A 13,367-nucleotide genomic window follows, 5' to 3' on the forward strand; every position below is an offset into this window, starting at 1 on the left:
TCACCGCGGTGGGCGCCGATGGGCCGTCCACCTGCGCTGCGATGCGCGCCGGCATCAACGGCGCCCGCCGCGCCAAGCTGTGGGACTTCACGGTCGGCGAAGACCTGAACGCGGCGCGGCCGCGCCTGCACCAGTGGTGGGAAGGGCCGACGATGACCGCGCCGCTGGCCATTCCCGTGATCACCCAATGCGCGCAGCAGGCCGCCGAGCTCGGCATGGCGCCTGACGCGGCCGGTGCCCTCGCGCTGCCGGTGCTCGTCATCCTGCCGCCCGCGGACCGGCCGTTCCGCGCCCCCGATCTCGAACCGATGGTGATGAGCGACCTCGCCCGCCACTGGGGTGGCGCGCTGCCGGCCGGCAGCGGCACCATCGCGGGCGGGCGCACCGGCATGCTGACCGCACTGCAGGTCGCGGACGATCTCCTCGGGCGCCATGGCGCGCCCGGCTGCATCATCGTGGGCGTCGAAAGCTTCCTGCGCCAGGTCGTCGTCGCGCACTACATGCGCCGCCGGCGCCTGAAGTGCGGCACCAACAGCAACGGCTTCCTGCCCGGCGAAGCCGCCTGTGCCGTGCTGGTCGGGCGCAGCGGCGCCTTCGAGGCGGACGAGCTGCTGATCCAGGGCATCGGCGTGGGCCACGAGGCGAGCGGCGACGGGGGCAACGAGAACGACCCGGTGCGCGGCGACGGTCTCACGCAGGCCATGCAGCAGGCGCTCGAGATGGCCCAGGTGCCGTTCTTCGACCTGAACTTCACGGTCAGCGACCACAACGGCGAGCGCTTCAAGTTCAAGGAGGCGGCGATCGCGGCCGGCCGGCTGGACCGCCTGCCGCCGGAGGGGGTGTCGCGCCGGCCCAAGGGGCATGTGGAGACCTGGCACCCGGCCCAGTCGATCGGCGAGGTCGGGGCGGCGATCTTCCCGTGCCTGCTGGGCTGGGCCTTCGAGGCCGGCGCCAAGGCGTACGCGCCGAGCCATCACGCGCTGCTGCACGCCGGCGAGGACAACGGCGAGCGCGTCGCCCTGGTCACCGCCTTCGAGCGCCGGGCTTGAGGCCGTGGGCAGGAACGTCTTCGCGAACGGGCTGGAGGTGTCGGGCAAGGCCTCGACGAACCGCTCGATCGCCGCGATGCCCGACGTCTGCCTGTCGCCGCCGGGGCCGCCGGCCGGGCCGGTGCCGATCCCGTACCCCAACACCGCCTTCGCGAAGGACACCGCGCGGGGCAGCCGCACGGTCAAGATCGGCGGCCAGGAGGTGGGCAAGAAGAACAGTTCGACCTACAGCAAGAGCACCGGCGACGAGGCGGCGACGCGCAGCTTCGGCATGAACGTCGTGTCGCACAACATCACCGGCCCGATGAAGTTCGCCGCCTGGTCGATGGACGTGATGGTGGAGGGGGCCAACGCCACCCGCTTCATGGACCTGACGACGCACAACCACGGCAATCCCGCGGGCGGTGCCACCGGGGCCAGCATGGCCGAGAAGGGGCCGCCGGATTTCGGCACCGACTGCGACAAGCTGGAGGTCAAGAATACGGAGGCGCGGAAGAACAACGCGAAGCTCGACACGAGCCAGACCGTGACGCACGGCGTGTTCCGGGATGCCAGCGGTGCGACGGAAGTGGTCCGCGGCAGCAGCAAGGGCAACATGGGCAACGGCTGGTCGGTGGGCGTGAGCACCAAGGAACGGCGGCTGAGCCTGACCCCGGCGCAACGCGAGTACCTCAACTTCCAGGCCAGCACTCCGCAGTCGCAGCTCGACAGGCAGGCCAAGGCGCAGGCGCAGGGCAAGGACTACGAGCCCAGGGACCGGGACACGCACGGCACGCTGGCGTGCTTCGGATCCGGCCGCGAGAAGACGCCTTTCCAGTACGGCAGCTACGAGAGCATGACGCCCAACTACCCGGCGCATGCGGAGCCGAAGATCATCGACGAGATCTTCCTGACGCATCCGAACCCGAACGGCGGATCGCTGCTGCTCGCCATCGACTGGCCAGGTGGCGAAGCGAACGGACAGACCAAGGAGTCGCCGTGCAAGCAGAGCTGCGCGAAGCTCATCTGCGAGATCGAGCAAGCCGGCTGCCTGGACATCTGGCTGTGCGAGCGCAACGGGGAGGGCCAGCTGGAGATGAAGAAGCCCACGTGCCCGCCGACCACCGCCTGCAGCTGACCCCACCCCGCGCCTGTGCCCATGTCTGCCCACCTGCCACCCTGGATCCCCGCGTCGATCCGCCACGCGCCGATCGACTTCGCGTGGCGCGGCGCGCAGCGGCACTGCGGGCCGGTGAACGCGGTGACGCCGCTGCTGCGCAAGCTGGACAACACCACGCTGTGCGGCCAGCTGAGCCTGTGCGCCGGGCTGCTGTCCTGGGCCGCCGTGCGCTTCATGGATGCCGCCGCCGAGGCGGCGTCGTGCCTGGAACTGGCGGAGGCCGCCTTGGCGTACCAGGTCGACTGGCGCTACGTGGACCCTTCCGCGGGCAGCGTGCGCACGGCGCCGGATGCGCCACCGGCGTTGTCGGCGCTGATGGAGGTGGCGGTGTACCTGTGGAAGGGCATGGACCGGGCCGCGTACTGGGAGAGCCTCCACGCCCCGGTGCGCGAGACCTTCCACGCCGCCCACGTGGTGCAGCACGTCATGCCGCAGGCCGAGCGCCCGGCCTTCGTCGACTGGTTCGAGCAGGCCATCGCACGGGTGCAGCAGCAGGCCCGCGCACCGAAGGGGCCGGCGCGCTACCGCAACGACTTCGACAACCCCGAGGACTGGCAGCGCTTCATCGCCGCGCGTCGCGGCCCGGCGCTGCCGCCCGAGCTGCTCGATCCCGGCTTCGACTACCAGCCGGCGCAGCGCGAGGCCCTGGTCGCCCGCTTCCTGGCCCGCCTCGACGGCAGCGCCAACCGCTACCTGCGCACGCCGCAGGAGATGCTGCGCCTCGGCTTCGACGGCGAACCGTACCGCCTCGGCGTCCCGCGCCAGCCCACCCCGTGAGATCCGAATGAGCCCACCACGCGACTACCTCGCCGCCTCCGGCATCGCCGTCGACGACTACCCCTTCGCCTGGGACGCCTGGGAGTCCGACGCGTACTACCTGACCGACGCCGGGGCCGACGAACGCTTGCCGCTGCTGACCGGCAAGGCCAGGCTCGCCTTGCTGATCGCCAGCGCCGAGTGGATCGTGCAGCGCTTCTCCGCCTCCGGCCAGCACCAGGAGGCCGTGCTCTACGTCACCGCGGCCTGGGCTGGCGCAGTGCATCCTGCGTATTGCGTGCGGGTGGACCTCGACGAGAGCGTGTGGGCGGGCCCGGTGCTCGGGCCGCTGCGCGCGGCGATCGCGCTGCTGGACAATGCCTTGCACGACCTGGGCACCGATCCCGATCCGGGCCGCGAGGCGGTATGGATGCGCAGCCTCGTGCGCCACGTGCTGGCCGATCCCCGGCCCTTCGACGACTGGTGGGAGGCCTGCATGCACCGGTTGCTGCGATTCCATGCCATCGACGTGGAGCTCGCGCAGCACAAGCCTGACCTGTTCGAGGATTTCCCGACCGAGGGCTCGCCGGTGCCGCCGCAGGCCTGCGACCCGGGGCAGCCCTACGATCCCGCGCAGAACGAGGCGTTCTGGGATGCCTGGCTGCAGGGCATCGATCCGGACACGAATCCGTTCCTCGCGTCGCCGGGCGAGCTGCCTGATGACGACGAACTGCCGGGGCCGCCGTACCGCTACCAGGCCGGCCAGCTGCCCTGAGGCCGATGGACCGGTACGAGGACATCGCCGAGGAGCATGCGGGGCAGGCCGCCTTCCTGTGGCACCTGCGCAGCCTGGCCGTCGCGCAGCCGCACTACCTGCTCGACGACCTGGAGGCCCTCGACAGCCGGCTCGCGGCGCCGGTCGACGGCCTGCGCGAGGCCTCGACGGCCTGGGACGCCTGCCGGCGCCTGCTGGCCGACGGCACGCCGTGGGCAGCGGCACCGCTGGCGCTGATGGCCCTGGAGCGCGGCGACGGCCGGCAGGTGGCGCAACTGCTCGCACTGGCCGAGCAGCAGCCCGCCTGGGCGCCGATGCTGGAGGCCGCCTTCGGCTGGGTATCGCCGCAGTTCCTGCGCGGGACGATCCACGCGATGCTGCAATCCGCATCGCCGCTGTGGCGGCGCATCGGTCTGGCCGGCTGCGCGATCCACCGCGTGGATCCCGGTGCCGCGCTGGCGCCGGCGCTCGACGACGCCGACCCGCTGCTGCGGGCTCGCGCGCTGCGCTGCGCCGGCGAACTGGGCCGCGTCGACCTGTTGCCGGCCTGCCTGCGGGCGCTGGCCGATGAAGACGCCGAGTGCCGCTACCGGGCCGCGGCGGCGGCCTTGTTGCTGGGCGACCGGGGGCCGTCGATCGACGCCTTGTCGTCGTTGAGTGCCTCGTCCGGGCCGTGGCAGGAGCGCGCATTGCGCCGCGTGCTGAAGGCGTTGGACGGATCCGACGCACGCGCGCTCTTGGCGCCGCTGGCGGGGCAGCCGGAAGCGGCCCGCACCCTGATGGCGGGCGTCGGGCACACGGGCGACGTGCGCTATGCCGAGTGGCTGATCGAGCACATGGGCGATCCCACCACCGCCCGGGCAGCGGGCGAGGCCTTCACCTTCATCACTGGCGCCGACCTGGTCGCCCTTGGGCTGGACCGGCCTGCACCGGACGACGTCGAAGCCGGGCCCGGCGACGATCCTGCCGACGACCGGGTGGCGATGGACCTGGACGAAGACCTGCCATGGCCGCAGCAGGATGCGGTGGCGGCCTGGTGGCGCAGCCAGGCGGGGCGCTTCACGTCCGGGGTGCGTCATTTCCTGGGGCAGGTCGCGAGCTCGCAGCACTGCGTCGCCGTGCTGAGGCGCGGCTACCAGCGGCAGCGCATCGCGGCCGCGCAGCACCTGTGTCTCGCGGCGCCCGGCGGCGTGGTGTTTCCGGTGGATGCGCCGGCGTGGCGCCAGCTTCAGCTGCTGACACCGGCCGTGTCGTGACAGTGCATCCTGAAGAGGAAGGACGAGGAAACCCGATTGGCTCGGCTGGTTCGTTGACGCCAGAATTGCTTTGTCTGCTTTCCCGGGTAGTTCTGTCGGAGGGGAATGCGCGGCATTGGCGCGGCTGCCTGCGCCGCCACCCATCTTGTCAGGAGCGCATCCATTGGACGACGGTTTCTGGGCGCACGTGCTCACCGACTCCGCCACGCAGTCGCCGCGGCCTCACGCGCTGGAAGAGCATCTCGCTCAAGTCGCGCAGATCGCGAGCGGTTTTGCGCCTCACGGGGCAATGGACTGGGCCCGGATGGCGGGGCAGTGGCATGACCTCGGCAAGTATCGTGAGGGCTTCCAGAAATACATCCGTTCCGCGAACGGCATCGAGGCACATCTGGAAGGGCGGATCAAGGACGCCGACAAGACTCATTCCGCTGCCGGCGCTCTGTGGGCACAACGCGTCCTGACGGAGCGCCACGGCCCGGCCGGGCAGATGATGTCGCGCGTCTTCCAGTACGTCATCGCGGGTCACCATGCGGGGCTGGACAACTGGGATGGTGGGCTTGCGGGACGCCTGGACAGTGCCGACGCCCGCCGCGAGCTCGAAACCTGTCTGGCGGCGATGCCGCCCGATGCGGTACTGCGCGGTGGGCTGCCCGAGCTCCTCTCCTTGCGCGATATCCCCGCCTCGAACGAGAGTGGCCACATGCCGGGTCGGTTCGCGCTCTGGGTGCGGATGATCTTCTCGGCGTTGGTCGACGCCGATTTCCTGGACACCGAACGCTTCATGGATGGTTCGCGAGCGAATGCGCGCAAGGCCGGCCCGGACTTGCCGCGTGTGAAGGCAACGCTGGATCTGCATCTGGCGCAACTCGCTGCAGGCGCTGACGACACGCCGGTCAACCTCCTGCGGGCGGGCATCCTGGCCCAATGCCGCGACAAGGCTTCACGTCCACCCGGTGTCTTCACGCTGACTGTGCCAACAGGCGGTGGCAAGACTCTGTCGAGCCTGGCATTCGCGCTGGACCATGCCGTCCGACACTGCAAGCGGCGCATCGTCTACGCCATTCCCTATACCAGCATCATCGAGCAGACGGCCGAGGTCTTCCGCGGCGCCCTGGCGACGTTGGGCGATGACGTGGTGGTCGAGCACCACAGCAATGCCGAGGCCGAGCCCGAGCGGGAGACGGCCCGGTCGCGTCTGGCTTGCGAGAACTGGGACGCGCCCCTGATCGTCACGACGAACGTGCAGCTGTTCGAGAGCTTGTTCGCGCGGCGTACCTCGCACTGTCGAAAATTGCACAACCTGATCGACAGCGTGATCGTGCTCGACGAAGCGCAGTTGCTGCCGGCGGAGTTCCTGCAGCCCATCGTCGATGTGCTGTCGCTGCTGGTGACGGATCACGGTGTGACCCTCGTGCTGTGCACGGCCACGCAGCCCGTATTGAGTGCGAGCATCAGCGCGGACCCGAAGCGCGGCTTGCAACGCGGATTCGATCCGTCGAAGGTCACCGAGATCGTTGACGACGTACCGGGCCTGTATGCCGCGTTGCGCCGCGTGCGCGTTCATCTGCCGGCCAGCCTGGACGTGCCGCGGGCCTGGGAAGAGTTGGCAGAAGAAGTCGCCGCGCATCCTGCTGTGCTGTCCATCGTGAGCCGGCGGGCCGATGCACGGCAACTGTTCACGCTGCTGAAGCGGCACAGTGACGAGGGGTGCTGGCATCTGTCGGCTCTAATGTGCGCGCAGCATCGCAGCGATGTCATTGCAGCGATCAAGCTGGCACTGCGCGAGCGGCGTGTTGCCATGAGCACGGGGGGCGCTGCGGCGCCGGTGCGAGTGGTCAGTACGAACTTGGTGGAAGCGGGCGTGGACCTGGATTTTCCGGTCGTGTACCGCGCGCTGGCAGGGCTGGACTCGGTTGCCCAAGCGGCAGGGCGTTGCAACCGTGAGGGTCGCCTGGAGGGGTTGGGTGATGTGCACGTCTTCGTGCCGCCGACCAAGGCTCCGCCCGGGTTGATGCGGCAGGCGCGCGACACCTGCAAGGTGCTGTGGCATGAGCACCCTGAGGATCCGTTGGCGCTGCCCTTGTTCGATCGGTATTTTCGGCGGCTGTACCACGATGCTCCGTTGGACGCCAAGGCGATTTGCGAGGCGCTGTGCCTGTCTCTGGATCCCAGGGAGCGAGCCCTGCCGGTGCGCTTCAAGGACGCTGCGGAGGCTTTCCGACTGATCGACGACAAGGATGCGGCGACGGTGCTGGTGCGATACCAGAGCCCCAATGCCAAGCAGGACATCAACGAGTTGCTGCGGATGCTCGAGCACCTGGGGCCGGATCGCTGGCTGATGCGCAAGCTGCAGCGCTACGGGGTGTCCATCTACCGCTACCAAGTCGACCCGCTGGTGCGAGGTGGCGACATCCGCGAGGTGCCGATCTGCCCCGGCCTGTATGTGCAGACCGAAGGATGGGACGGCTTCTACGATCCCTTGTTGGGTGCCAAGGTGGATGGTGCGCCCGGCGACCCGGGTTCGCTGTTCGTCTGAGCATGATTCGTCATGAAGAGTCGAGGAGGATGAGAGATGCGCGTTCATTGCCTTGAGGTGGCTGGCGACTACGCCTGCTTCACGCGCCCCGAGATGAAAGTCGAGCGCGTCTCGTACGACGTGATCACCCCGTCGGCGGCGCGGGCCGTATTCGATGCGATCTTGTGGAAACCGGGGATCCGATGGCGGATCTGCCGCGTCGAGGTGCTGAAACCTGTCCGCTGGATCAGCGTGCGCCGCAACGAAGTGGGGGCCGTGGTGTCGACCCGCAACGTGACGACTGTGATGAACGAGGGGCGAGGGGATCTTGCGCTCTACATCGAGGAGGAGCGGCAGCAGCGAGCTGGGCTGTTCCTTCGGGACGTCGCGTATCGCCTTCATGCCGAGATGCAGTTGGTGTCCGATGAGGCGCGCGGCAATCCGGCCAAGTACGTCGCGATGTTTACCCGGCGAGCCGAGCAGGGCCAGTGCGTCAACCAGCCCTACCTGGGGTGCAGGGAGTTCGATGCCCGCTTCCGGCCGGTCTCACTCGAGAACGGGCGTGTTCCTGCCCATGAGCCGCCTGCGCTGCAGGACTGGACGGCCGACCTCGGATGGATGCTCCATGACCTCGACTTTGCTGACACGGCGAATCCGAAGCCCACATTCTTCCGCGCGAAGGTCGAGCGCGGCGTGATGGACCTCGACGGCGTGGAGGTGCGGGGATGATTCTTCAATCGCTGCACGACTACTACGTGCGCAAGATGTCCGATCCGGATCCTGCGCACCGCCTGCCGGCACCGGGGCTGGAAGAGAAGGAGATTCCCTTCATCCTTGAACTCGCAGAGGACGGCCGCTTGGCGGCAATCAAGGACACGAGGCGAATCGACGGCAAGAAGAAGATCGCAACGCGCTACCGCGTGCCTCAAGGCGTCAAGAAGACTTCTGCCGTGGCGGCGAACCTGTTGTGGGACAACGCCGAGTATGTTCTCGGTGTGCCGGATGCGAAGAAGCTCGCTGATGCATCCGCCAAGGGCAAGAAGGATGAGTATCTGGCCCGCTTGCGCGACATGCGAGCGGCGTTCAAGGCTCGCATCCTAGAGCTCCCTGCCGTTTCGGAACAAGACGACGGACTCCGTGCGGTTGTTGCCTTTCTGGAGAAGGATCAGACCGACGTACTGGCGCTCCAGCCGGCCTGGTCAGAGATTGCCGAAACAAACCCGGTGCTCAGTTTTCGGATGGCATCGGAGAACGACCTGGTATGCCAACGACCCGCTGTCGCGGTGGCCGCCATGGTGACCACGGAGCCCGTTGAGGTCGGTTCCGGCGCAACGAGCGGGCCRCCTGGCGACATCTGTCTGGTGACGGGCGAAAGGGGGCCGGCCGAGAGGTTGCATACCGCCATCAAGGGCGTCTGGAACGCTCAGTCGTCGGGTGCGAACATCGTTTCCTTCAATCTCGATGCTTTCAATTCGCACGGCAAGGAGCAGGGCGGCAACGCCCCCGTGGGAGCCGCGGCCGCGTTCGGCTACACCACTGCACTGAACCACCTGCTCGAACGAGGCTCGCGGCAGCGAATCCAGGTGGGCGATGCCTCGACGGTGTTCTGGTCGCAGCGAGCCGACGATGCCCCGATGGAAGACTGGTTCGTCGACGCTTTTGGAGAGGCAGGCGCCACGGACGATGCCGACGCGCGAACCGAGCGTGTTCGCAACCTGCTGGAGTCCATCCACAGCGGTCGCTTCGATGGCGGAGACGGTGATCATCGCTTCTTCGTGCTGGGACTCGCACCGAATGCAGCACGCATCGCGATCCGTTTCTGGTGGGCGGCTCCGCTGAAGGACCTGGCGCTTCGCATGCGTGAATGGTTCGAAGACCTGCGCATCGTGCGGGGGCCGGTCGACCCGGAGTACCCGACGCTCTTTCGTCTGCTGACGGCCGCTGCGGTCCAGGGCAAGTCCGAGAACATCCCACCGCGCCTGGGCGGTGACGTGATGCGTTCGGTGTTGTCCGGCCGCCCGCTGCCGGCCACGTGGCTGCAGGCCACCGTGCAGCGCTGCTGCGCCGACCAGGCTCGCAAGTCGGACACGGGTAAGCCGGTGCCCAACGTCAGCTATCACCGCGCAGCTGTGCTCAAGGCTTGCCTGAACCGCTTGCAACGGCATGGACAACTTCACGCAAAGGAGATCGACGTGGCCCTGGATGACACCAACGCTGACCCGGCCTACCTGCTGGGCCGGCTCTTTGCCGCCTACGAGCGGATTCAGGCGGATGCTGCGGGCCGAGACCTCAACCGCACGATCCGCGACACCTACTTCAGCTCGGCAATGGGCAACCCGGCCACGGTGTTCCCGCGGCTGGTGCAGCTCAATCAGCACCACATGCGCGACCTGGGGCGCAGCAAGCTCGGGCTGCAGGTGCTGCGGGATCGCTTGTTGGGAGGCATCTGGGGTTTGCTGCCTGCCGACTTCGAGTTTCCGTCCAACCAGCCGCTGGCCGAGCGGGCCCGTTTTGCACTCGGCTACTACCACCAACGCCAGGACTTCTTTACCAGCAAGTCCGAATCGGCACCCATCCCGCAGACCGCTTGAGGAGCACATCGACATGAGCCTGACCCATCGCTACGACTTCGTGCTGTTGTTCGACGTGAAGGATGGCAATCCGAACGGTGATCCGGATGCTGGCAACCTGCCGCGGTTGGATGCCGAATCCGGCCATGGCCTCGTGACCGACGTGGCCCTCAAGCGCAAGGTGCGGAACTATGTCGCCCTCACGCAGGATCAGGCTGAGTCCGAGCCGTCCGAAGGGCAATTGCGCTACGAGATCTACGTGCGGGAGAAGGCCATTCTCAATCTGCAGAACCAGCGCGCCTATTCGGCCCTGAAGCTGGATGCACCGGCCGACGAACCGGCTGCTGAAGCCGAGGAAGGCAGCAAGAAGAAGCCGGGCAAGGACAAGCAACGCAAGGGCAGTGGTGCCGACGTGGAGCAGGCACGCGCCTGGATGTGCCAGAACTTCTTCGACGTGCGCACCTTCGGCGCCGTGATGTCGACCGGGGTGAATTGCGGGCAGGTGCGTGGTCCGGTGCAACTGACGTTCGCCCGCTCCATCGACCCGATCGTGTCGCTGGAGCATGCGATCACGCGCATGGCCGTTGCGACCGAAGCCGAGGCGGAGAAGCAGCAGGGCGACAACCGTACGATGGGCCGCAAGCACACCGTGCCCTACGGGTTGTACCGCTCCCACGGCTTCGTGTCGGCCTTCCTGGCGAAGCAGACGAAGTTCTCACAGGACGACCTAGGCATCCTGTTCAAGGCGCTGGAGGACATGTTCGAGCATGACCGCTCAGCCGCCCGTGGCGAGATGGCGACCAGGGCTCTTTTCGTGTTCGAGCATGCGTCTGAGTTGGGAAATGCCCATGCGCATTCTCTGTTCGACCTGGTTCATGTCCGCCGACGCGATGGGGCTGCGGTGCCGCGCAGCTTTGCCGACTACGAGGTCTCGGTGGACGAATCGGCACTTCCTGCGGGCGTGAAACTGATTCGCAGGATTGGCTGAGCGAGTCAGCTGTGGGCGAAATCGAGCCCTTGCCACTGTCGGCCCTGCAGCACTGGGCGTACTGTGCCCGCCAATGCGGGTTGATCCATCTGGAGCAGTCGTTCGACGACAACGTCCACACCCTGCGCGGGCAGGCTGTCCACTCGACGGTGGATCAGCCAGGGTTCGAGTTGCGCGCGGGGCTCCGGATCGAGCGTGCACTGCCGCTGTGGTGCGACCGACTCGGCCTGATCGGCAAGGCGGACGTCGTGGAGTTCGAGCCCGACGGCACGCCTTATCCGGTGGAATACAAGCACGGATCCCGCCACAAGGTGGCCGAGATCGCCGCGTGCGACGACCTTCAACTGGCGGCCCAGGCGCTGTGCCTGGAAGACATGACGGGCCGCAGTGTCTGCGAGGGCGCGCTGTACTACGCCTCGTCGCGACGGCGACGCATCGTGCCGATCACGGATGCGCTTCGCGCGCAGGTGGTGGAGACCACACAGGAGATCCGCGCGATGCTCGATGCGGGGCGTTTGCCTGCGCCGACCGACGACGAGCGTCGGTGCAAGAACTGCTCGCTGCGCGAGCGATGCCAACCCGAAGCGCTGCGACGCCTGGCTGCGCGGCCGGTCGGCACGAGCTTGTTTGATCCGGATGCGTAGCGATGAACCTGTTGAACACCCTCTACGTGACCCTGCCTGACAGCCGTGTGCGACTGGACAACGACACGTTGCGTGTAGAGGTGGAGAACGAGACGCGGCTGCGCGTGCCGCTGCATCACCTTCAAGCCGTGGTCTGCTTCGGTCACGTCGGTGTCAGTGCGCCTTTGATGCACCGGCTGGCGGAGGATGGCATCGCGTTGGTCTTGCTCGATGTCAACGGGCGCTTCAAGGCCAGGCTGGAAGGCGAGGTGTCGGGCAACGTGCTGTTGAGGCAGGCGCAGCATCAGGCCGCGCTGGACCCGCAGAAGACGATGTCGATTGCCCGGACCATGGTGGCGGGCAAGCTCAAGAACCAGCGGCAAGTGCTGCTGCGCGGCGCCCGAGAGGCGAAGCAGGGCGACGACGAGGCCGTGCTGGAGCGCTCGGCTCAGGATCTGGCGGCCAGCTTGCGTGCTTTGCCGGGCGTGGACGGGCTTGACGCTTTGCGCGGTGTGGAGGGGGAGGCGGCGCGGACCTACTTTGCGGCGTTGAACCGGCTGTTGCGGCCTGATCTGCGAGAAGCATTCAGCATGAACGGCAGAAGCCGGAGGCCGCCACGCGACAGGATGAATGCCTTGCTGTCGTTCCTGTATTCGATGTGGACGAACGACAGCCGCTCTGCGTGCGAGGCGGCAGGGCTGGACCCGCAGATCGGCTTCTTGCATGCCGTGCGCCCGGGGCGGGCGGCATTGGCACTGGATCTGGTGGAAGAGTTTCGACCCKGGGCCGACCGACTGGCACTGACGCTGGTCAACCGTGGGCAGATCGGTGTCGCGGATTTCTCTGTGAGGGAGGGTGGTGCTGTGCTGTTGGAGGGCGATGCGCGAAAGGCGGTAGTGGTGGCCTTTCAGGAGCGCAAGCAGGATGAGATCTCGCATGCGTTGCTGGCCCAGGCGGTGCCGCTGGGTTTGGTGCCGCTCACGCAGGCACGCCTGCTGGCGCGATGCGTGCGAGGTGATATCGCCGAGTATCCGCCGTTCACGCCGAGGTAGCTGGCCATGCTGGTGATCGTCTGCTATGACGTGAGCACCGAGACGCAGGCGGGTCGGCGACGACTGCGCCGGGTGGCCAAGGTGTGCGAGGGGACGGGGCAAAGAGTGCAGAAGTCGGTCTTCGAGTGTCAGGTCGATCTGATGCAGCTGGAGACGTTGGAGCGACGGCTGTTGTCCGAGATCGAGCCGACGCAGGACAGTCTCCGCCTGTATCGTCTGGCGGACTCGAAGGGCTGCGAAGTGCGGGAGCACGGCAAGTTCAAGGCCACCGATTTCGATTCACCGCTGGTTCTATGATGATCTTCGCGAACCTGCAGTGACGTCCTTCTCACGGACAGGTTCGCGCTTCGCGCAAGCACCTGTCCTGAAAGGGAATTCCTTTGTGCAAGACGCTCGCCGTGCTGCGCGGAACTCGCCTTGTGCGAGGTTCGCGTTTCGGGGCGAGAAAGTCATGGTGGAAAGGGCGGTTGGGAGCGTGGAGTCGTGCGTCTCGTCTGAGGCGCACGTGGGTTGAAACCTTCCGGGCAATGCACAGTCTCGGCGGCCTTGACGTCGTGCGTCTCGTCTGAGGCGCACGTGGGTTGAAACCGAACGAACGTCGAGGAGGAACTCTCCGCCCGAGAC

At 67.3% G+C, this 13,367-nt stretch carries 12 protein-coding genes; all 12 read left to right on the plus strand.

The genetic code is table 11. The features are described from left to right. Positions 1–1,049: hypothetical protein (locus AC1D01_RS06660; protein WP_477865279.1), on the plus strand; the 1,049-nt coding region annotated here is incomplete at its 5' end. A 4-nt stretch (positions 1,050–1,053) separates the two neighbouring features. Next, complete coding sequence (locus AC1D01_RS06665; RefSeq protein WP_477865280.1) at positions 1,054–2,166, plus strand: DUF4150 domain-containing protein; 1,113 nt, start codon at positions 1,054–1,056, stop codon at positions 2,164–2,166. Positions 2,167–2,187: 21 nt separating this feature from the next. After that, the gene (locus AC1D01_RS06670; protein WP_477865281.1) at positions 2,188–2,985 is read left to right on the plus strand and encodes a hypothetical protein; all 798 of its coding nucleotides are present in this window, start codon (positions 2,188–2,190) and stop codon (positions 2,983–2,985) included. A gap of 7 nt (positions 2,986–2,992) precedes the next feature. After that, positions 2,993–3,739: a hypothetical protein gene (locus AC1D01_RS06675; protein WP_477865282.1), complete on the plus strand. Its 747-nt coding sequence runs from the start codon at positions 2,993–2,995 to the stop codon at positions 3,737–3,739. A gap of 5 nt (positions 3,740–3,744) precedes the next feature. Further along, the gene (locus AC1D01_RS06680; protein ID WP_477865283.1) at positions 3,745–4,995 is read left to right on the plus strand and encodes a TIGR02270 family protein; all 1,251 of its coding nucleotides are present in this window, start codon (positions 3,745–3,747) and stop codon (positions 4,993–4,995) included. A 163-nt stretch (positions 4,996–5,158) separates the two neighbouring features. Beyond that, a complete protein-coding gene (locus AC1D01_RS06685) occupies positions 5,159–7,531 on the plus strand; it encodes a CRISPR-associated endonuclease Cas3'' (RefSeq protein WP_477865284.1) in 2,373 nt (790 codons plus the stop codon). Between the two features lie 36 nt (positions 7,532–7,567). Next, a complete protein-coding gene (gene cas5c / locus AC1D01_RS06690; RefSeq protein WP_477865285.1) occupies positions 7,568–8,239 on the plus strand; it encodes a type I-C CRISPR-associated protein Cas5c in 672 nt (223 codons plus the stop codon). Continuing rightward, positions 8,236–10,101, plus strand: coding sequence for a type I-C CRISPR-associated protein Cas8c/Csd1 (cas8c, locus tag AC1D01_RS06695; protein WP_477865286.1), 1,866 nt, complete (start codon positions 8,236–8,238; stop codon positions 10,099–10,101). Before cas5c ends, cas8c begins: the two co-directional genes overlap by 4 nt. A gap of 13 nt (positions 10,102–10,114) precedes the next feature. Continuing rightward, positions 10,115–11,068, plus strand: a complete 954-nt coding sequence (gene cas7c / locus AC1D01_RS06700; protein WP_477865287.1) for a type I-C CRISPR-associated protein Cas7/Csd2 — start codon at positions 10,115–10,117, stop codon at positions 11,066–11,068. 11 nt (positions 11,069–11,079) lie between these two features. Next, positions 11,080–11,712 carry a CRISPR-associated protein Cas4 gene (cas4, locus tag AC1D01_RS06705; RefSeq protein WP_477865288.1) on the plus strand — a complete coding sequence of 211 codons (633 nt, stop codon included), beginning with the start codon at positions 11,080–11,082 and terminating at the stop codon, positions 11,710–11,712. A 2-nt stretch (positions 11,713–11,714) separates the two neighbouring features. Next, positions 11,715–12,743 (plus strand): type I-C CRISPR-associated endonuclease Cas1c, encoded by a 1,029-nt coding sequence (gene cas1c / locus AC1D01_RS06710; protein ID WP_477865289.1) that lies wholly within the window; start codon positions 11,715–11,717, stop codon positions 12,741–12,743. Positions 12,744–12,749: 6 nt separating this feature from the next. After that, positions 12,750–13,040, plus strand: a complete 291-nt coding sequence (gene cas2 / locus AC1D01_RS06715) for a CRISPR-associated endonuclease Cas2 (RefSeq protein ID WP_477865290.1) — start codon at positions 12,750–12,752, stop codon at positions 13,038–13,040. The last annotated feature ends 327 nt before the right edge of the window (positions 13,041–13,367 follow it).

This window comes from Rhizobacter sp. P3_B12 (genome assembly GCF_056402895.1).

What these genes read in the sequence shown, in the direction of transcription:
- AC1D01_RS06680 (WP_477865283.1), top strand. Translation starts at nt 3,745, where the DNA reads ATGGACCGGTACGAGGACATCGCCGAGGAGCATGCGGGGCAGGCCGCC.
- AC1D01_RS06675 (WP_477865282.1), top strand. Translation starts at nt 2,993, where the DNA reads ATGAGCCCACCACGCGACTACCTCGCCGCCTCCGGCATCGCCGTCGAC.
- cas5c (WP_477865285.1), top strand. Translation starts at nt 7,568, where the DNA reads ATGCGCGTTCATTGCCTTGAGGTGGCTGGCGACTACGCCTGCTTCACG.
- AC1D01_RS06670 (WP_477865281.1), top strand. Translation starts at nt 2,188, where the DNA reads ATGTCTGCCCACCTGCCACCCTGGATCCCCGCGTCGATCCGCCACGCG.
- cas7c (WP_477865287.1), top strand. Translation starts at nt 10,115, where the DNA reads ATGAGCCTGACCCATCGCTACGACTTCGTGCTGTTGTTCGACGTGAAG.
- cas2 (WP_477865290.1), top strand. Translation starts at nt 12,750, where the DNA reads ATGCTGGTGATCGTCTGCTATGACGTGAGCACCGAGACGCAGGCGGGT.